Here is a 19561-nt window from a genome sequence, read left to right as displayed (position 1 = left end):
GAGATTATGAAGAAACTGACAATGGCAATAGCATTGAGTCTGTTTTCTACTGACTTGCTCGCAGAACCGATGGCTTACCAAACCGAGTCTGGTATAGAGTTGATTCCCCTCGTAAAAACTTTCTACGAGGGAGATGACAACATCAATAAAGCGGAAAAATCCGGCAATGTGGAATCGGTCAATATTTGGGGTATAGAACCAAGCTTACTAGCACGTATAGAACGGAATCGCTATCGCGCAGATATTTTATATAAGTTAAAAGCGGGCTTTTCATCTGACGATCGCAACGACTTCGACGACCACACTTTTCAGTTTTCCAACTTTTTCGAATTTAATCATCGTCATCGTTTAGTGGTTGATTACCGTTTTCGCGCCCAGCATGAAGTTCGAGGAGAAGATATTACCGAAGGTAATGGTAGCGCAATCGACTCACCAATAGAGTTCAACCGTAACGATGTAAAAACCAATTATGTCTTTGGCTCTAACGGTGCCAAAGGCAGACTCGAATTCGGTTTAGGCTACAGTGATAAAACCTATCAAAACTATCGTGACGGCTTGCCTGGTCGCCCAAACGCTAAAACTAAATACAACGATTTTCGAGCTCCCAATGCACATTTGGAGTTCTATTTAAGAGCGACGCCAAGAACCTATTGGTTAGTCGGAACAAACCAAATCGTAACCGAGTATCAGCACCGAAATTCTGCGCAGCCATCGAAAGATAACAACACCAGTTTCTATTACACCGGTGCCGAATGGGAAGTCACAGGAAAAACCAAAGGCATCGCTCGACTCGGTTATCAAATCAAAGATTTTGACAGCGCTAAACGAGAGACATTTAAAGGCTTTAGTTGGGATATCGGCTTTGAATGGTTGCCTCAAGAACAAACTCTAGTCAGCGTGAAAACCACTCAGGCGGCGGTTAACCCCGATCAAGATGGCGATTACAACCTACAAACTCGTTACCGACTGAACCTCAAGCACGATTGGAATAGTTACCTTGCAACTCGCTTAGGTGCTGTTTATCAACAAGATGATTACACGGGAATCTCCAGAAACGACGATCGGTACACTCTATCTTTTGGTATCGATTATCAGATCAAACGTTGGATACAGCTGCAAGCCGATTGGCAATACCAAGATAAAAACTCTAGCCGATCGGGTTATAGCTTCGAACAAAACATTTGGACTTTAAGCGCACAGTTTTCTCTGTAAAAAGGATTATTAATGAAGGCATTCATCAAATTCATGAGTGTAGCGTTGTTGCTATTTAGCACTTTGGTCAACGCTGACTCAAACGAGGAAGATTACTTACTCGATACTGGCGATACCATTTCCGTGCAGGTCTATGGTGAAGAAGATCTTACGATTAAAAATATTCTAATAACGTCAGATGGCTACTTTGATTACCCCTACCTTGGCCGAATTAAAGCAATCAAAAAAACACCAAAACAACTCAAGTACGAAATAGAAACGGGCTTAAAAGGCGATTATCTCATCAATCCAAAAGTGATGGTCACCATCAATAACTTTCGTCTATTTTACGTTAATGGCGAAGTCAGGAAACCTGGTGGATTTGAGTACCGTCCAGGGTTAACCATAGAGAAGGCCATCGCTCTAGCAGGTGGCTTGACCGACAGAGCCTCACGCAAAGGCATTAACCTAACCAAGCATAAAACGGGTCAAACGATGGAAGGAGTCAGTATGCACCGCAACGTTGAACCTGGTGACATTGTATTTATTGACCAGAGCTTCTTTTAAGTGACAGGGAATCAAATGAACGGGACTCATCCAAATAATCTCCAGATGAACAAAGTAGAACTGATTCGTTTTGGCCATCACTTCAAAGCGATTAAAAAGAATTGGCTAAGCATCGCAGCATTCACGCTTCTGTTCTCATTAACTTGTACTTGGTATATCTACTCCAAAGCATCGATATACCAAGCTACAGCTACGCTACTCATCCAAGAGGAGCAAAAAAGCGCCCTTTCAATCGAGGAAGTATATGGCGTCGACACGACAAAAAAAGAGTACTTTCAAACGCAAATCGCCATTTTAAAATCGAATCATATTGCAGATAAGGTCATTAGAGAGCTGAACCTCACCCAATTACCTGAATTCACAAGCTCAGGGGGGTTAAATAAAAAAATCGACCAAATAAAGTCGATTCCTTTTGTTCAAGACCTACTGAATGTGGCACCAAGCCCAAAAGAAACCGCCCAGTTTTCAGAGTCCTATTATCAGGCACTTCAAGCTTTCAGAAGTAAACTCGATATTGAGCCAGTACGTAACACCCAATTAGTCAGAATTCGCTTTCGTTCTACCGATCCTAAGCTTGCGACGACAATCGCCAACGCGGTCGGCCAAGCCTACATTGACGCAAATTTTGAAGCCAAATTGGTCGTTACACAAAATGCGGCTACTTGGTTGACAAATAACTCTCAAAAATTGGAGGAGCGATTACGTAACTCGGATCAAGCGCTGCAAGAATTCTTGTTAAAAGAAGGGTTGATCGATATAAACGGTATTGATGAAATTTACGCAAATGAGCTAGAAGAACTCACTCGCAAGCTGAATATCGCTGTTAATAAGCGTATTGAAGCGCAGACGTTAATCCAACTGTTACGACGTAAATCTTCGCAAAGTTTAGACAGCTTGTTGTCAATTGATGAATTCGCTAATCAAGCGCAAATCCGCGATCTAAAATTGTCGGAAGCACAGGCAGCCAAAAATCTCTCTGAACTGGCACAGCGCTACGGACCTAAACATGATCGAATGATTCAGGCGAAAGCGCAGCTTGCTGAAATTCAATCTAGAACCCAGCAACTCATCCGTGACATTTCCTTCAGTAAGCAACAAGACCTTCTTGCTGCAAAAGCGCAAGAGGACATGCTTCGCGCAGAACTCGATAACAAAAAGTCAGACTTCCAATCGTTAGGGTCACAAAAAGCGCGTTACGAACAGTTAAAACGCGAGGTTGAATCCAATAAGGCACTCTATGAAGCGTTCTTAAATCGTGAGAAAGAGACCAACGCCACCAGCGACTACAAGAATGTCACTGCTCGCTTTACTGATAAAGCCATCATTCCTCTATTCCCGGTGGCACCACAACGAATCAAACTGGTACTAATTGCCACCTTTTTTGGCTTTGCCATTGCTTGCGCTCTAGTCATCATCTTAGAAACGATGCGAGAAGTTATCCGAAGCACAGCCGATGTGCAGGAAAAACTTGGTGTTACGTGTTTAGGTGTGATTCCTATGGTCAAAAAACGCAATTTGCGTAAAAACGGCGTCAGTTATACCGCGTATTTAGATGATGAAGAAAAGCTATTTAGTGAAGCTTGCCGCTCCGTCAGAACCTCGCTTCTGCTCAGATTAACCAACACGAAGCAAAAGATATTGCCCTTTACCTCTGCTATTCCAGAAGAAGGAAAAACATCAACCAGTATCAATATGGCGGTGTCGTTTTCAAAAATGGAAAAGGTATTGATCATCGACTGCGATTTACGTCGACCTTCCATAGCAAAGCGATTCGGTATTGCTGAATCAAGCCCTGGCTTAACGCATATCCTGACGATGGATACGCCAATCAAAGATTGTGTTACACATATAAAAGAAGCCAACTTAGATGTATTATCGGCCGGCCTAATTCCGCCAAACCCACAGGAATTATTGGCTTCTGATCGCTTTAAAAAGTTGCTCGAACATTTTCAAAATAAGTATGACCGGATCATTATCGATACACCGCCCCTACTGTCAGTGAGTGACGCACTTATTCTTGGTCAGTATGCCAATGGTCTGATTACCGTCATTCGCTCAGAATCGACAAAATCATCACTGGTTAACCTTGCGTTGTCTAAACAAATACAACACTCAGTTCCATCTCTTGGCGTCTTAATCACACAAGCCAAGGCCAAGGAAGGAGAGACGCTTTATGTCCAGAAATACGCCTACTAACGTAAACCTATCTTGGTACCAAACGTTGAAAAGCCAAGAACAGCCGGTATTGATCTATCAAATGGGCAAAGTAGGTTCGAGTGCATTAGAGCATTCCATTCCTGACTCGATTCACTTGCACGACCTTATGACCGTCGATGCGCAAAAACAAATATCCCCCGTTCGAGCGCAATTGCATAAGCCTCAGATCAATGCGTTAAAGCGACGACTAAAGCGTATAACGATGAGCCATATGTTAAAGCGCAAAAAAAAAGTTCGAATTATCTCGCTGGTGCGTGAACCGATCGGACGAAATGTCTCAATGTTCTTTCAAGCACTTCCTTTTTGGATGGCGGACAAATATCTAAAGGATGACAGCGCAATACGTACCGAACGACCGCAATTACTCCAAGAAGCATTTGATAAGCACATGAATCATCAATATGCGCTGCAGTGGTTTGACAACGAGATCAAACAACTAACAGGGATTGATGTGTTTAACGAGTCTTTTAATCACGAAGTAGGCTATCAAACATACCATAACAATAACTTCTCACTGTTGGTCATTCGAAGTGACAAGCTAACGAAGGCTAACTCCGCAGTTGAAGACTTTTTAGGTTACCCCGTGGATGTTGTTTATGAAAATCAATCAGACAACAAATGGTACTCGCCACTAATGAAAGAATTCAAAACGCAATTTCAACCTACACCCGAGTACGTTGAAGAAATGCTGAATTCTAAATTGACGAAGCACTTTTTCTCAAATGCAGAAATCACCGACCTTAAACAGCAATATCTGACCAATTAATTATGAAAACCAAGATTCTACATATTATTAATGATCTTTCTCAGAACGGCGGTGCTCAGAAGTTCTTAGTCGACCTTGTTTTAGAACATAAGCCTGAATACGAAATCAAAATTTTGGTCTTGTGTGATGAAAATGATTACTTACCAATGCTATCCGCCCAAGGGATAGAGTGTTTTAACTGGCGCACATTGTCATTGAGTGAGAGATTCTCTTTGCTGCGTTGGCCGGATGTCGTTCACGGGCACCTCTACCCTTCCATTTACCTAGCGCTATTGGCGGTAGGTAAAAAACGAATCCAGACTGAGCACTGTTCTTATAACCGTCGACGTGACTATCCGCTGTTTAAGTTCATGGAATACGTCTTATATTGGGGCCACGACTTGACGGTCAGTATTAGTGAAAAAGTACAAGATGAACTGGTGAAGTTCATGCCTCGCTACCAACATAAATATCACGTGGTGCACAATGGCGTTGATTTAAAAAGGTTTTCTATGACGCCAAGATTCGCCAGCCACCTAATCGACAAACCAGTTATCAAGATTGGAATGGTGGGCCGACTTCACCAACATAAAGATCATGAAACGCTTATCCAAGCACTTATCCATTTACCAAGACGATACGAACTCCACCTTGCGGGAGATGGAGAAAAAAAATCGTCACTGCAAGCATTGGCAACAAAAATCAACGTCGCGCAACGTGTTCACTTTCATGGCGTAGTTTCTGACGTTCCAGCCTTTTTGAACGACATGGATATTTACGTGCAATCGTCGCACGTCGAAGGCTTTGGCTTGGCGGCGGTTGAGGCCATGGCAGCAGGCTTACCCGTATTATCATCGGACGTACCTGGTTTGGATGACGTCACCGGACGTGCCGAATATTTATTTCAAGTTGGTAACGCCACTGAACTGAGCCAAAAAGTTCTCCAGCTGTGTGAAAGTGTTGAGCGGTATGACGCTGCAAGTCAATACTCAGTCAATAGGGCCTCTCTCTACACCATCGATAAATTTCGTGAAGGTTACTATGGAATCTACCAGCAGCTTTGCGCCAACAAATAGTTCCGTGCCATCGAGCCATCGCGCCTCATTGCTTGCAGCATGCCTATTAGCATTGTTCTTTATTCCTATGAAGTTTCGTGCTGGAGGAATAGCGCTAGCCCCATCTGACATCGCAAGCCTTTTGTCCATTGGTTTTACTGCATTAGTGGTATTGGAAGGAAAAGCTGAAAAACTCATGCATCCCTGTATGGGGTTCCTCATATTGTTCACTGGGTATGTGTTCATAAATGGTCTGCTAAATCGCGTCCCTTTAATGCCGCTAGTTATAGAAACTGTGCAATGGTTAGCGATTTTGTGCCTACTGAGCCTAATGTACGCCTATGGCGTGTTTGATGACGAACGGATAATGGTTTATTTCACGTATTTGTTGTTTTTCATCTGTACGCTCGTTGCCTTATGGCACTTTGCTCAGGGCTATCAAAGCGGGTTTAAGTTACTCGGGGTAAGTAAATATGGGTTCGGTGTACTGTGCTCACTACTGTACCTTTATCGAGATAAAATTCGCGCTTTCCACCTTTTGATGCTCGTAGCTTTAGTATTACTGGTGTTGTCACAAGAAAGAAAAGCGCTACTTGGTTTTTGTCTGCTTTTCTTCTTTGACCAACTGCTCGTAAAAAACTTAATGAGAAAATCGCTCAGCGAAACGTACACGTGGGCGATTTTATTAGCCTTGAGCTTCATTGTGTTTACTGCCGTCACAACCACACTCTACGTTGGGTTTGAAACTCTAGCAGACACATTGGAAATAACCCAAGAAGACGTCTTATTTGCCAACCAAAGTGAAGCCCGCTGGGTATCGAATCTTCATAGAAAACTTTTACTTGCCAATGGGCTAGATATTTTACTTCAACACCCAGTGTTAGGTGTCGGCGCGAAAATGTTACCCAACTTTATGATCAGTTACTTTAACTATGATGAGCTGGCGATCTACACCCACAACTTTGTGTTAGATACCGCAATTGAATACGGATTGCTTGGTATTGGTCTGCTGTTTGGTGGTTATTTTCTTTTTATTCGCTTTTGCTTCCGTAGTCTTAATGAAAACAGAAAAAGCTTATTACTTGCGATATACGCCCTCATCATGGTGTTTTTCGTTGCGGTAAACACCACCATAATTTTAATACTCTTGTTACCCGTCATGATCAGCATGAGCAACGACTCAAGGGCCATAGCTCATACTTTTCCGGTAAACCATCACCACGAATATGAATAATCAAGGATAGGATAGATGAAGTATTCAATCTCTCGACAATTTGAAAAGAACCGAGAACTCCAAGCTGATAATTTTGTTTTAGTTTACCAAATGGGTAAAGTTGGCTCCTCATCAATTGAGCACACGCTAGGGGAGAAAAATATCCCGAGCTATCACATCCACACCTTTGATGATCACGAAGAATTTCACATGTATCACAATAAAAAAGACGTGAGTAAATTCTTCGACTTCCGAAACCGCGCACTCTATCGCTTAGTGCTCAAGCAGCGAAAACGTATCTTACAAAAACGCGAGCAGATTAAAATCGTTACGCTGGTCCGCGATCCAATCGCAACTGTCTTTTCTCGCTTCTTTCAAGATCTCCATTTGCAATTTATCGAAGGCAAAAAGAACGATGCAATTCACCGAGATATGGAAGTCACGTATCAGCACCTCGAGCATTGCTTTGATAACTATATCAATCTCAACTATTTTGCGGACTGGTTCGACAACGAGTTAAAGCGTAATTTCAATATCGATGTGATGCGCCAAGAGCTGGACAACACTCACCCTTTCTTCACATTCCAGAACGATCAGGCCAACGTCATGCTAATCAAATGCGAACAGCTCAGTTCTCTTGATAAAGAAATCGGTGAGTTTCTTGAGTTGCAAGACTTCGTGCTGAAAAACAGCAACGAAGCGAAAAACAAGTGGTACTCCAATATCCACCAACACTTTAAGAATCACTACGACTTCTCAAAACTGTTCTATATGTACGATCTTCCCTTGTATCGCCACGTTTATTCAGAGCAAGAGCGTGATGCTTTTAAACACAAATGGATGCAAACACCAGGGACAAAATCATCATGAAGAAAGTGCTCCATGTTACAGAAGCATTTGGAGGTGGCGTTCAAACCGCCCTCTATAGTTATGTTCACTCATCCAGAGACGAGCCTTATCAGCATTTCTTGCTAGCCAGAGCCCGAGAAAACGACTTGACCAATGAGAACAACCACCACATTTTCGTACAGACAAAGTGGGTAGAAGGCGGCTTGCTTCAATTTATTCGCGATGCAAACCACATGATTGCATCACTTGGCCCCGACGTCGTGCATTTGCACTCGAGTAAAGCGGGATTTCTCGGCCGATTTCTAAAGCTTGGCAAGGCACGCTTGGTTTACACACCGCACTGTTATGCCTTCGAACGTGAAGATATCTCAGAGCTTGCACGCCAGATCTATAAAGCACTAGAGAAAGTAAAACTGAGCAAAATTGATGTGGTTGCAGGCTGTAGCCAACGAGAGTGTGACCTAGCCATTAGCATTGGTGCGAAACGTGCCGAACTGCTCAACAACTACGTGTCTTATCAAAGTGAAGATCGTATAGAGCGAAACAAGCAAGAAGCGCTGAAGCTCGTTGTACTTGGTCGTGTCGCGCCCCAAAAAGATCCTCAGTTTCTTATCAGCACATTGCAGTTCCTTAATCGGTATGCGCTTAACCGCCCGATAGAGATCACATGGATAGGTGGCGGGGACCACGTACTCGAACAGAAATTACGCACTGAAAATGTGGATGTAACGGGCATGCTGCCTCGCGATGAGGTAGTTGAAAAGCTCAAGGGTTCAGACCTTTATCTACATACTGCAGCATGGGAAGGGATGCCGTTAACCATTCTAGAAGCATCCAAGTTACATCTTCCTATGGTTATTCGGACCATCGGCGCAACCAAAGATCTCAACTACCCGTTTTTAGCGCTCACACCTGAAGAAATGGCCAAGCAGATCGCGCATTGTGTCAATCATTATGAAGAGATCGATTTTCGCCAATATACAGCAGAATTAAACGATGCCTTCAGTGAAGAAAAACAGCGCCTCGCACTCAATAATATTTACGGTTAAATGCCCCTATGTTTCACACTGTTCAACAAAAATTACTGTTGATGCCCAGCGGTAAAAAAAGCTTGTTATCTACTGGATTAAAAACCGCAATCACGCGTGTGTTGAGTGCGCTATTTGCTTTTTTACTGACTCTGATTGTATCGAAGACCAGTGACGCTTCGACGGCCGGTCAATTTTTCTTTTTATTCAACCTAGTCTCGCTACTCGCTATTGTTTCTCAGCTAGGTTTTGATGTCTCGTTAGTTCGTTACAATGCGATCGCTTTTAATAACAAAGAGAAGCTTGAACAAAGCCAAAACTATAAAACCGCACTTTATCGAAGTATGGCATTTTGCTTGCTCGCCATAGGCGTTTTGTTGGCAGGGTTTAATCTGTTTCCAGAACAGCTAAACCAGACTCAATCACCAATGTATGCGATTACTTTATGCTTGCTTTGTATACCTTTCTTGGTGCTTGCGCAAACCAACAGTCGGGTGCTTCAAGCATGTAGAAAAGTCGTATCATCTCTGTTTGCGTTGCAGCTTGGGGTAAGCATGTTGATGGTCATTTTTGTCTTTGCCCTAGACTATATCGGTCAGCAAAATATCAACAATCTAATGACCGCTCTGCTTTTAGCGAGCATAGGCGTCGCGGTCATATCTAGTGCCAATTGGCTTGGCTCAGATCAATATCAAACATCGGCTTTCGTACCAAACAAAAAAATGGTCTCTTCTGCCAAGCAAGTCTGGGTTGGCAGTATCTTCACGAATGTTCTTCAATGGGGAAGCCTTGTTATTACGGGCTTTTTTATCTCAACAGCGGAACTCGGTTTGTTAGCCGCAGCCCAACGTACATCACTACTGATTGGCTTCGTGCTGATTACCATTAACTTTGTGGTCGCCCCGATGTTTGCCTCTCTCTACAAAGAGCGTCAAATGCGCAAACTGCAGAACCTGAGCCGCTTGGCGTGCCGAGCTAATGTTGGTTTAGCGATTGTACCCGTAATTATTTGCACCCTCTTCCCCGAGTTTGTAATGCAGTTTTTTGGTGAGGAGTTTCTCGCCGCGGCGCCACTATTAGTCGTCCTTTCTCTGGGGCAGTTAGTCAATGTTGCGACTGGTTCAGTAGGTTTTTTATTATTAATGAGTGGTCATGAGAGAACCATGAAATACATTACAATTTCCTCCGGTACGGTGTCCATCTGCCTACTTGTTACGCTTTGCCAAATGTTTGGGGTGATTGGTGCAGCGTGGGCAATGGCAATTGGCATGGCTATCCAGAATTTAGCTGCACTGTACTTTGTAAAACGTTACTTAGGCTTCTTTCCAATAGGTTAATTATGGCTTTAATACTGGCACGCACGAGTTTTGTTTTAGTCCTGATGCTAACCGCTTCACTCTCTTTGTGGAAAAGCTCTGACCTACACCATACTGCTTACCTGCAAATGGAAACCTACTTAGGCGGATCGAGTACGCTTCACTTTACTTTCAGTTTATTGATCGGCTTTTTATCGGTTTTCACGTTCCCTTCTCTGGTGAGCTCGAATAAAACCGACGTTTTTGGGATTCGTCTTTTGCTACTGCTGTTGGCTATCGTTTCAATGGAAGAAATAAGCCAACTTTTTATTCCAAATCGATCATTTAGTTTTGATGATCTCAGCACCAACTGGATAGGCGTTATCTCAGGTTACTTTAGTGCCAAGTTAATTCGCTTCATCCGCACTCGATCGTTCTAGTAATACAGGAATCTCTGGGGGATTTGGGTATATAATTGCGCCAAACATCCAGACTAACGAGTACATCATGCCATCTCATCCAACCAAGATTACTTTTTTTGAATTCTTAACCCCGTTGATCACGTCAGGCAAAAAGACGATAACGATTCGAGATGAATCAGAAAGCCATTACGTTCCCAATACAGAAGTCGAAGTTTTTACCTTAGAAACGGATAGTAAAGTCTGCGATATCAAGATACGTTCTGTAGAACCACTTCACTTTGAAGATATTAATGAGTTTCATGCAGAACAAGAAGCCATCGAACTACCAAAACTCAAGCAGTTAATTCGAGAAATCTACCCAAATACCGACACGCTCTTTGTTATTGAGTATGAGCTGATTAAATAACCCACAACAAACACTAGACGACTGGTCTAATTCATTCTATAGTACACTCCATGAACGCAAAGACGAATGACACACGCCAACATATTCTCGACGTCGGATACGAGTTGATCGTAAACCGAGGGTTCACGAGTGTTGGTCTTTCAGAGCTGTTAAAAAAGGCCGCAGTGCCAAAAGGCTCGTTTTATCATTACTTCAAGTCCAAAGAACAATTTGGTGAAGCGATGATTCAAGACTACTTTACTAAGTATTTTGAGCGTTTAAACGCACGCTTTACCAATACTGAACTGAGTGGCTACCAACGCCTAATGAGCTATTTCGAAGAAATGGTCAAAGTAGAAGACGACGTGTGTAATGCGAACAAATGTTTATTGGTCAAGTTAAGTGCAGAAGTCTCCGATCTCTCTGAGTCAATGCGCTTGGCATTACGCCAAGGAGCAGACAAAACCATTCAAGCGATAGCGGATTGCATAGACATCGGCATTCAAGATGGCTCAATCCCCAATGGTGACAGTGCGTTATTAGCAAGGCAGATATACTACCTTTGGAATGGCGCTAGCTTGCTGAACAAACTTTATCAAGATCAGGCAGCATTGACGCAAAGTCTGACCTATACTCAACACTTACTGCAGAATACGCGCACTTGTCCATAACAGGCGGCGTGGAAGCAGAATGAACACCCTACACACGTTTCACTGTCAGAAAAAGCGTCAGTGTTAACACAGTAAACCTTCCCGCTTTAAATAAGCGGGATATTTTGAAATAAATACTAGACGACCGGTCTAATCAACAAGTGAGATAGATATGACTAACGCAACAAATCGCAGAATCGTACTCGCGTCACGTCCCCATGGTGCACCGACACAAGAAAACTTTCGTTTAGAAGAGGTAACGAAACCGACTCCGAGAGAGGGTGAAATGCTATTGAGAACGGTTTATTTATCTCTAGATCCATACATGCGTGGTCGCATGAGTGATGCCGAATCATACGCTGACCCTGTTGCAATTGATGACGTAATGGTCGGTGGTACAGTTTGTCAGGTAGAAACATCAAACCACCCAGATTACGAAGCAGGTGAATGGGTTCTTGCCTACACTGTTGGCTGGCAAGACTACGCTATCTCAACTGGTGAGATGGTCATTAAACTTGGTAAAGAACCGCAAAATCCTTCTTACGCGCTAGGCGTTGCAGGTATGCCAGGATTTACCGCGTACATGGGTTTACTCGACATTGGTCAGCCAAAACCAGGGGAAACCATCGTGGTAGCAGCTGCTACGGGGCCTGTAGGCGCAACAGTTGGTCAAATTGGTAAAATCAAAGGTTGCCGAGTTGTTGGTATAGCAGGCGGAGAAGAAAAATGCCGTTACGCTAAAGAGGTGCTTGGCTTCGATGAGTGTATTGATCACAAAGCTGAAGACTTTGCAGAACAACTGAAAAATGCCTGTGACAAAGGTATTGATGTTTACTTCGAAAACGTAGGTGGCAAAGTATTCGAGGCTGTAATGCCACTTCTGAATACAAATGCGCGTATCCCACTTTGTGGTTTGATTTCTCAGTACAACACGACAGAGCTGCCTGAAGGTACCGACCATCTTCCATTACTAATGGGTAAGCTCCTGACCAAACGAATCAAGGTGCAAGGCTTCATCATTTTTGATGATTACGGACATCGTTACGGTGAATTTGCGCAAGATATTAATCAATGGTTGGCAGAAGGAAAGATCCAATACCGCGAACATCTAGTACAAGGACTGGATAATGCGCCAGAAGCATTCATCGGTCTGTTGGAAGGTAAGAATTTCGGCAAGCTTGTAGTACAGATTAACGACCCATTATAAAAAGGGATATGTAAATGATTAAACTTCACCACCTCAATCAGTCTCGTTCAAAGCGCATCATTTGGTTACTTGAAGAGCTAGATGTAAATTACGAGATTGTACCCTATGTCCGTGATTCCGTGACCTTCATGGCACCGCCAGAACTAAAAAGTGTTCACCCATTAGGAAAGTCACCTGTTCTTGAAGATAACGGCGAGATTATCATTGAGTCAGGTGCAATGACCGAATATTTGATTGAGAAATACAGTGACGGAGCCTTTGCTCCTGAGCGCGGTACAAAAGCACACACAGAATATTTGCAATGGATGCACTTTGCAGAAAGCTCTGCAATTTTACCTATGCTGCTAAAAATCTTCGTAAGCAAAGAGCCAAATGAAACTCAGTTTTTATCAGGCTATGCCGACAAGGAAGCAATGAATGTACTAGGCTACTTCGAGCAATCTTTAGAAGGCAAAACTTACCTAGTAGAAGAGCGTCTGACTGGCGCAGACATCATGATGTCTTTCATTGTCGAATTGGTTCAAAAGTTTGGTTTAGTTAATCACTTCCCTAATATTGAACGTTATGGGAAACAGCTCGCGACACACCCAGCATTTGCAAAAGCTGAACAACTTGAAGTGAAGTACTCTTAATTACTTCGCCCCTTTGATGACGCGTAAAACTTCATTTAAGGGGCGATATTACTAACATCGTAGACACGCTAACTGGATAGCGCTCCCCCCAGTCAATCGCTTTCGAGAACGTCGATTGTTATGTCAATCAAGCTAATGTAGTAAATTTCTGATTCTAATATAGTTTCGACCATAGTCACCATCTATTGAATTGATAAGCAATATCAGTTTTCTCCCCCAGCTTTTCCGTAATAACCTCCTATACAGTTTCTAAGGTATTGAACCCTGGAGGGGGAAGAAAAATGACAAACAAGAAATTGACTACAGCAGCAGGTTGCCCTGTCGCACATAACCAAAACGTTATGACTGCAGGTCCTCGTGGCCCTCAACTATTACAAGACGTTTGGTTCCTTGAAAAATTGGCACACTTTGACCGCGAAGTGATCCCAGAGCGTCGTATGCACGCAAAAGGTTCTGGTGCTTACGGTACGTTCACAGTAACGCACGACATCACAAAATACACTCGCGCTAAGATCTTCTCTGACATCGGCAAAAAAACAGAACTATTCGCTCGCTTCACTACCGTAGCTGGTGAGCGCGGTGCAGCAGACGCAGAACGTGACATCCGTGGTTTCGCACTAAAATTCTATACTGAAGAAGGTAACTGGGACTTGGTTGGTAACAACACACCAGTATTCTTCCTACGTGACCCACTAAAATTCCCAGACCTAAACCACGCAGTAAAACGCGACCCTCGCACTAACATGCGTAGCTCTACCAACAACTGGGATTTCTGGACATCACTACCAGAAGCATTCCACCAAGTGACTATCGTAATGAGTGACCGTGGTATCCCCGCTTCTTACCGTCATATGCATGGTTTTGGTAGCCACACATTCAGCTTCATCAACGCAGAAAACGAGCGTTACTGGGTGAAATTCCACTTCAAAACTCAGCAAGGCATCAAAAACCTAACTGACCAAGAAGCAGAAGCAATCGTAGGTAAAGACCGCGAAAGCCATCACCGTGACCTCTACGAAGCGATTGAGCGTCAAGACTTCCCTAAATGGAAGATGTACGTACAGATCATGCCTGAGCTAGAAGCGGATGAAGTCAACTTCAACCCATTCGACCTAACACGTGTATGGTCTCAAAAAGACTACCCACTGATCCCAGTTGGTGAGTTCGAACTGAACCGTAACCCAGAAAACTTCTACGCAGAAGTTGAGCAATCAGCGTTTAACCCAGCAGCAGTTGTACCTGGTATCGGCTTCTCTCCAGATAAAATGCTACAAGGTCGTCTGTTTGCTTACGGCGATGCTCAGCGTTACCGTCTAGGTGTGAACCATCATCAAATCCCAGTGAACGCACCTCGTTGCCCTGTTCACAGCTACCACCGCGATGGCGCAATGCGCGTTGATGGCAACTTTGGTTCAACACTAGGTTACGAACCAAACTACAAACAAGAATGGGCAGAGCAACCAGATTACTCTGAGCCACCTCTACGCATCAACGGCAACGCTGATCACTACGATCATCGTGTAGACGAAGACTACTTCAGCCAAGCGGGTGACCTATTCCGTCTGATGAGCGAAGAGCAACGTCAAACTCTGCTCGATAACACAGCTCGCGCAATGGACGGTGTACCAGAGTTCATCCAACAGCGCCACGTTCAACACGCATACCAAGCGGACGAAGCGTACGGCAAAGGTCTTGAAATTGCACTAGGCTTAAACAAGTAAGCGAACGCTGCAATCATTACACTGTGTGATTTAAAGACGAAAAAAAGGAGGTACTCTACAGTACCTCCTGATTTCAAATCACTAATCCTTAATCACAAGTCACAAAACATGCTCAAGGTGATTCATTATGATTAACTTAGATTTCTTTAAGCTCTTTGATACCAAAGAACTGTTTATCTATTACTGATTCATCAACTACTGATTTTTAGCTACCGCTTTGATCAGTACTGATGTATCCATGCGACCTAAACCATCACGTTGAAGGTCTGCGTATTGCTCATCCACTTTCTTAGTCAGTGGAAGTTCTAGACCCACTCGCTCAGCTTCTTGCAGACAGAAACCTAAGTCTTTGCGCATCCAATCAATAGCGAAGCCAAAATCGAACTTGTCTTCAGCCATCGTATTTGCGCGGTTTTCCATCTGCCAAGAACCTGCAGCGCCATGCTTAAGTGTTTCTACAACTTGAGCAATGTCCAAGCCTGATTTTTGTGCTAGCAACAAAGCTTCACTCAGACCTTGTAAAACGCCTCCAATACAGATTTGGTTTACCATCTTACAGCGTTGACCCTGACCGTTTTCACCCAGTAGCGTCATCTGCTTCGCGTACACATCCATCGCCGGAGAAACACGGTCAAAAATGCTTTGTTCACCACCACACATGATGGTTAGAACACCATTTTCTGCGCCCGCTTGACCACCAGAAACTGGCGCATCAATAAAGTGATTACCGTACTTAACACACGCGTCAGCCAGCTCAACCGCTAGGTCTGCAGAAGTGGTCGTGTGATCGACTAGCACTGCGTCCGCTTTCAAGCCGACCAGAATGCCCTCTTCACCGTAAACAACGCTACGAACGTCATCATCATTACCCACACAGGTAAAAACGATGTCACAGCCTTCCGCCGCTTCACGTGGTGTTTCACAAGCTACGCCTTGGTATTCTTCAGCCCATTTGTAGGCTTTCGCTTTTGTGCGGTTGTATACTTTGGTTTCAAAGCCCGCTTTACTTAGGTAACCAGCCATTGGGTATCCCATCACACCCAGACCAATAAATGCTACTCGTTGTTTTTCCATTGCACGCTTCCCTTAGTTCACCTGACTGAAATGTTTCGTAACATGCTACTAAAGAATTGAAATCATTACTCGTGATTTCTCTTTCCACGGTCTCGATGATCCAGTGTTTCAGTTCGTTTATTGCGCCTTCTACACCCCTTTACTTGACGATTAGCGTAACAGTCAAAGCACTTACAAAGGTTCACTACTGCTTAGCGTGGAACATCGCTTGCCCACTCTTGTCCTTGTTCGACCAGAAATTGATGTTGAACTGAGCATCATCGCTCATCTCAATGCGGTGCCAGTACTGCGGTGGACTTGTAGCAAACTGGCCTGCATTAATCACCACCACTGCTTCTGCTTCTGTGGCATTTTCATCAGCAAAGCCGTAGTAAGTCACTTGCCCTTCCATGACGCACAGCTGCCCAAACACACCCTCAGCGGTATTGTGATGAGTAAGTAGCGCTGGTGGCACATTGTCTTTAGTGAAGAAAGGCGTTGAACGTTGAACAGTCCAGTCTTTAGGAATTCGTAGATGCGACATAATAATACCCTCTCTAATTACAATTCTTTTCGTTTAAATCGGTTAAGCCTGACCGGCTTGAGACAACTCTCGAAGCAATGGAAATGCTTGCGTAACTTGTTCTCCCGTCACGACGAAGCCCATGAGTCGGCTATTTTCATCTTCTGCTTTCGCGGCAATGCCTGTTTGAGAAATCTGCACGCTCCAGTTCGTCACCGAACTAAAATCGCCTGCCAATTGAATTGGGTAGCTCGGCGTTTTGACCTTTACCATCATGGGTGGTAGTTTCAACTCTGCTTCTTGCCCCAGTAGTTGTTTGCCCAAAGCATTGGCACTTAGCACGATCGGTTGGAGGTACGGCATCATTCGACCTTGGATCTCAGCGCAATCGCCTAATGCAAATACATTGGCTGCTGATGTCTGTAATCGAGCATCCACCTCGATGCCTTTATTGATACTCAACCCACAAGCCTTCGCTAACCAAGTGTTAGCACGTAAACCCGCCGCTGAAATCACTACATCAGCTTCGATTGCCTTACCTTTGCTCAAGCTTGCCACCAGCGAATCATCCGAGTGATTGATCGCGACAACTCCAGTCTCCAAGGCAAGTTGAATACCTTGCTGCTTAAGTTGATTTTCAAGCGGCAATGCGACGAATTCAGGAATCAAGTTAGCGAGCAAACGGGGATTTGGCTCAACCACCGTAACTGCTTTACCACTGGTTGCGAGATCCATGGCGATCTCGACGCCGATCAAACCACCACCCATTACTAGAATTCGTTTCGCACGGCTAATTTGCTCTTCCGCTAATTGATATTCTTGTAGCGAGTTTAGCGTTATCACCTCAGGTGCTGCATCGCCAGATATTGGTGGCACAAAGGCTTTCGCGCCTGTCGCAAGCACCAGTTTGGAGTAAGGATAGGTTTGGCCGTTGGCGACCACTTGCTGAGCTTGCACGTCGACATGCTCAATCATGGTATGGGCGAACAGTTCGATGTTGTGTTCCTGTGCGAACGCCTCACCACTTTTAACTACCAAGTCTTGGGCGGTTTGCTTGTTGCTGAATACATGACTCAAATCAGGCTTGTTGTATTCCGCGCCATCATCAGCAGTAAACACTTGCAGCGGAATATGTGCGTCAATTCGACGCACTGTTTTCACCAATTGGTAAGCCGCAAAGCCGCTACCAATAATCACAATAGGTGCTTGCATATTCGCCCCCTTACCCGTTGTATTCGACAAAGACGTCTTTACCCAAGTGACATTCTGGGCACAAGAAGTAATCTGGCACTTCAGACCATGCCGTACCCGGTTCAACGCCTTGATTAGGCTCACCTTTAGCTGGGTCGTATACCCAATTACAAACTGTACACACCATGCATTGACAATCTGCGGGATGCGCCTCGGTAGTAGGGTTATTAGGAGCAGCATCTATCACAGCTTGTGTTGTCGCTGGCGCAGCGGGTTGTGATTGAACTTGTGGTGCAGACGCCACAATCGCCGGAGAAATAACAGGACTTGTCAGGTCATGCTTTGCCCACAATTTCGCGATGTTTTGACCATGTTCGCGACACTCACGCATCGCTTTACCATCTGGTCGCCATTTGGTTTTCAAGCTCACTGCGGTTTCAAAACCTGCGTCGGTCAATCGAGCATGGATACGATCCACCGCGCCACCATTCCACCCGTAGCTACCGAATGCAGCGGCTTTCTTCGCCTTAAAGCGCAGACCGGTAATTTCTTCTAGCATGCCTGCGATCTTCGGCATCATGACGTTATTCATGGTAGACGAACCAACCAAGATGCCTTTTGAGCGGAATACGTTGGCGAGAATTTCATTCTTATCATGCTTAGAGACATTAAAGACTTTGACCGCCACACCAGGATCGACATCGTGAATGCCTTGCGCGATTGCATCTGCCATCATTCGGGTGTTATTTGACATTGAATCGTAGAAAATCGTAATGCGATCTTCTTGATAATTGTCTGCCCATGCTAAGTATTGCTCGATGATTTGAACCGGATTATCGCGCCATACAATACCGTGTGACGTTGCGATCATGTCGACAGGCAAATTAAAGCTCAGCACTTCTTTGATTTTAGCGGTTACCAAGCTGCTGAATGGCGTTAGGATGTTTGAGTAGTAACGCAAACACTGTTCCATCAACTCATTTTGATCCACTTCATCATTGAATAAGCGTTCATCGCAGTAGTGCTGACCAAATGCGTCATTACTGAATAACACTGCATCGCCCGTTAGGTAGGTCATCATGCTGTCTGGCCAATGCAGCATCGGCGCTTCCACGAACACTAGTTGCTTGCCATTACCGATATCGATGCTGTCGCCCGTTTTTACGGTTTTGAAGTTCCACTCAGGATGGTGGTGATGACCCACAATCGAATCAATCGCCGCTTCTGTACAGTAAATTGGTGTGTTCGGAATTTTCTCCATCAATGCAGACAATGCGCCCGAGTGATCTTCTTCTGCATGGTTTACCACGATAAAGTCGATAGACTTAAGGTCGATTTCCATCTCTAAATTTTGGATGAATTGTTGACTGAATCGATGATCGACCGTATCAATCAATACGGTTTTCTCTTCACGAATTAGATAACTGTTGTAGCTGGTACCTTTTGTCATTTTGTATTCTGTACCGTGGAAGTCTTGAACTTCCCAATCGCGTTGACCTACCCAGTGGATGTTGTTTTTTACGTGAATTGTCATAATTACTACCTTGAATGACGGGATAAACAAAAAATAATTTCTTCTTGTATTGCACTGGGCGCGCCAACTTTTAATTACTATAT

Annotated in this window: 19 protein-coding genes; 15 read left to right on the top strand and 4 right to left on the bottom strand. The window is 44.1% G+C overall.

Annotated elements, in window-relative coordinates; all coding sequences use genetic code 11:
• The first annotated feature begins 6 nt into the window (after positions 1-6).
• The 15 genes from R7040_RS21355 (at position 7) to R7040_RS21285 (ending at position 15177) form a co-directional block, all read left to right on the top strand.
• A complete protein-coding gene (locus tag R7040_RS21355) occupies positions 7-1212 on the top strand; it encodes an outer membrane beta-barrel protein (RefSeq protein ID WP_136976514.1) in 1206 nt (401 codons plus the stop codon).
• 12 nt (positions 1213-1224) lie between these two features.
• Entirely contained in the window at positions 1225-1758 is a 534-nt protein-coding gene (locus tag R7040_RS21350) for a polysaccharide biosynthesis/export family protein (protein WP_005375265.1), read from the top strand.
• A 15-nt stretch (positions 1759-1773) separates the two neighbouring features.
• Entirely contained in the window at positions 1774-3954 is a 2181-nt protein-coding gene (locus tag R7040_RS21345; protein WP_170960376.1) for a GumC family protein, read from the top strand.
• Entirely contained in the window at positions 3932-4741 is an 810-nt protein-coding gene (locus tag R7040_RS21340) for a putative capsular polysaccharide synthesis family protein (protein ID WP_005385848.1), read from the top strand. Before R7040_RS21345 ends, R7040_RS21340 begins: the two co-directional genes overlap by 23 nt.
• Before the next feature lie 2 nt (positions 4742-4743).
• Positions 4744-5796: a glycosyltransferase gene (locus R7040_RS21335; protein WP_170960377.1), complete on the top strand. Its 1053-nt coding sequence runs from the start codon at positions 4744-4746 to the stop codon at positions 5794-5796.
• Positions 5762-7009, top strand: a complete 1248-nt coding sequence (locus R7040_RS21330) for an O-antigen ligase family protein (RefSeq protein ID WP_064354895.1) — start codon at positions 5762-5764, stop codon at positions 7007-7009. Before R7040_RS21335 ends, R7040_RS21330 begins: the two co-directional genes overlap by 35 nt.
• A gap of 15 nt (positions 7010-7024) precedes the next feature.
• Complete coding sequence (locus tag R7040_RS21325; RefSeq protein WP_005385851.1) at positions 7025-7858, top strand: putative capsular polysaccharide synthesis family protein; 834 nt, start codon at positions 7025-7027, stop codon at positions 7856-7858.
• Entirely contained in the window at positions 7855-8886 is a 1032-nt protein-coding gene (locus R7040_RS21320; RefSeq protein ID WP_005385852.1) for a glycosyltransferase family 4 protein, read from the top strand. The genes R7040_RS21325 and R7040_RS21320 overlap by 4 nt, the downstream gene beginning before the upstream one ends.
• Positions 8887-8894: 8 nt before the next feature.
• Positions 8895-10202: an oligosaccharide flippase family protein gene (locus tag R7040_RS21315; RefSeq protein ID WP_021707644.1), complete on the top strand. Its 1308-nt coding sequence runs from the start codon at positions 8895-8897 to the stop codon at positions 10200-10202.
• A 2-nt stretch (positions 10203-10204) separates the two neighbouring features.
• Positions 10205-10600, top strand: coding sequence for a VanZ family protein (locus R7040_RS21310; protein WP_053350073.1), 396 nt, complete (start codon positions 10205-10207; stop codon positions 10598-10600).
• Between the two features lie 67 nt (positions 10601-10667).
• Complete coding sequence (yqfB, locus tag R7040_RS21305) at positions 10668-10988, top strand: N(4)-acetylcytidine aminohydrolase (RefSeq protein ID WP_064376751.1); 321 nt, start codon at positions 10668-10670, stop codon at positions 10986-10988.
• A gap of 50 nt (positions 10989-11038) precedes the next feature.
• The gene (locus R7040_RS21300) at positions 11039-11638 is read left to right on the top strand and encodes a TetR/AcrR family transcriptional regulator (protein WP_005385858.1); all 600 of its coding nucleotides are present in this window, start codon (positions 11039-11041) and stop codon (positions 11636-11638) included.
• Between the two features lie 151 nt (positions 11639-11789).
• Complete coding sequence (locus tag R7040_RS21295) at positions 11790-12824, top strand: NADP-dependent oxidoreductase (protein WP_064376750.1); 1035 nt, start codon at positions 11790-11792, stop codon at positions 12822-12824.
• 14 nt (positions 12825-12838) lie between these two features.
• On the top strand, positions 12839-13456 hold the full coding sequence (locus R7040_RS21290) for a glutathione S-transferase family protein (RefSeq protein ID WP_005375238.1): 618 nt from the start codon (positions 12839-12841) through the stop codon (positions 13454-13456).
• Positions 13457-13737: 281 nt separating this feature from the next.
• Positions 13738-15177: a catalase gene (locus R7040_RS21285; RefSeq protein ID WP_033906756.1), complete on the top strand. Its 1440-nt coding sequence runs from the start codon at positions 13738-13740 to the stop codon at positions 15175-15177.
• 195 nt (positions 15178-15372) lie between these two features.
• Here R7040_RS21285 and R7040_RS21280 read toward each other — a convergent pair whose 3' ends face one another.
• The 4 genes from R7040_RS21280 to norV form a co-directional block, all read right to left on the bottom strand.
• Complete coding sequence (locus tag R7040_RS21280) at positions 15373-16251, bottom strand: NAD(P)-dependent oxidoreductase (RefSeq protein WP_318096991.1); 879 nt, start codon at positions 16249-16251, stop codon at positions 15373-15375.
• Positions 16252-16435: 184 nt separating this feature from the next.
• Positions 16436-16774, bottom strand: a complete 339-nt coding sequence (locus R7040_RS21275; protein WP_206959002.1) for a DUF1971 domain-containing protein — start codon at positions 16772-16774, stop codon at positions 16436-16438.
• A gap of 42 nt (positions 16775-16816) precedes the next feature.
• On the bottom strand, positions 16817-17965 hold the full coding sequence (gene norW / locus R7040_RS21270) for an NADH:flavorubredoxin reductase NorW (protein ID WP_206959004.1): 1149 nt from the start codon (positions 17963-17965) through the stop codon (positions 16817-16819).
• A 10-nt stretch (positions 17966-17975) separates the two neighbouring features.
• Positions 17976-19478 (bottom strand): anaerobic nitric oxide reductase flavorubredoxin, encoded by a 1503-nt coding sequence (gene norV / locus R7040_RS21265; RefSeq protein WP_171345498.1) that lies wholly within the window; start codon positions 19476-19478, stop codon positions 17976-17978.
• Positions 19479-19561 lie beyond the last annotated feature (83 nt).

The organism is Vibrio sp. 1069, from assembly GCF_033340555.1.
The sequence above is the reverse complement of the archived record's forward strand: the minus strand, read 5'-3'. Positions and strand labels throughout refer to the sequence as shown.

What these genes read in the sequence shown, in the direction of transcription:
- R7040_RS21355 (WP_136976514.1), top strand. Translation starts at nt 7, where the DNA reads ATGAAGAAACTGACAATGGCAATAGCATTGAGTCTGTTTTCTACTGAC.
- R7040_RS21350 (WP_005375265.1), top strand. Translation starts at nt 1,225, where the DNA reads ATGAAGGCATTCATCAAATTCATGAGTGTAGCGTTGTTGCTATTTAGC.
- R7040_RS21345 (WP_170960376.1), top strand. Translation starts at nt 1,774, where the DNA reads ATGAACGGGACTCATCCAAATAATCTCCAGATGAACAAAGTAGAACTG.
- R7040_RS21340 (WP_005385848.1), top strand. Translation starts at nt 3,932, where the DNA reads ATGTCCAGAAATACGCCTACTAACGTAAACCTATCTTGGTACCAAACG.
- R7040_RS21335 (WP_170960377.1), top strand. Translation starts at nt 4,744, where the DNA reads ATGAAAACCAAGATTCTACATATTATTAATGATCTTTCTCAGAACGGC.
- R7040_RS21330 (WP_064354895.1), top strand. Translation starts at nt 5,762, where the DNA reads ATGGAATCTACCAGCAGCTTTGCGCCAACAAATAGTTCCGTGCCATCG.
- R7040_RS21325 (WP_005385851.1), top strand. Translation starts at nt 7,025, where the DNA reads ATGAAGTATTCAATCTCTCGACAATTTGAAAAGAACCGAGAACTCCAA.
- R7040_RS21320 (WP_005385852.1), top strand. Translation starts at nt 7,855, where the DNA reads ATGAAGAAAGTGCTCCATGTTACAGAAGCATTTGGAGGTGGCGTTCAA.
- R7040_RS21315 (WP_021707644.1), top strand. Translation starts at nt 8,895, where the DNA reads ATGTTTCACACTGTTCAACAAAAATTACTGTTGATGCCCAGCGGTAAA.
- R7040_RS21310 (WP_053350073.1), top strand. Translation starts at nt 10,205, where the DNA reads ATGGCTTTAATACTGGCACGCACGAGTTTTGTTTTAGTCCTGATGCTA.
- yqfB (WP_064376751.1), top strand. Translation starts at nt 10,668, where the DNA reads ATGCCATCTCATCCAACCAAGATTACTTTTTTTGAATTCTTAACCCCG.
- R7040_RS21300 (WP_005385858.1), top strand. Translation starts at nt 11,039, where the DNA reads ATGAACGCAAAGACGAATGACACACGCCAACATATTCTCGACGTCGGA.
- R7040_RS21295 (WP_064376750.1), top strand. Translation starts at nt 11,790, where the DNA reads ATGACTAACGCAACAAATCGCAGAATCGTACTCGCGTCACGTCCCCAT.
- R7040_RS21290 (WP_005375238.1), top strand. Translation starts at nt 12,839, where the DNA reads ATGATTAAACTTCACCACCTCAATCAGTCTCGTTCAAAGCGCATCATT.
- R7040_RS21285 (WP_033906756.1), top strand. Translation starts at nt 13,738, where the DNA reads ATGACAAACAAGAAATTGACTACAGCAGCAGGTTGCCCTGTCGCACAT.
- R7040_RS21280 (WP_318096991.1), bottom strand. Translation starts at nt 16,251, where the DNA reads ATGGAAAAACAACGAGTAGCATTTATTGGTCTGGGTGTGATGGGATAC.
- R7040_RS21275 (WP_206959002.1), bottom strand. Translation starts at nt 16,774, where the DNA reads ATGTCGCATCTACGAATTCCTAAAGACTGGACTGTTCAACGTTCAACG.
- norW (WP_206959004.1), bottom strand. Translation starts at nt 17,965, where the DNA reads ATGCAAGCACCTATTGTGATTATTGGTAGCGGCTTTGCGGCTTACCAA.
- norV (WP_171345498.1), bottom strand. Translation starts at nt 19,478, where the DNA reads ATGACAATTCACGTAAAAAACAACATCCACTGGGTAGGTCAACGCGAT.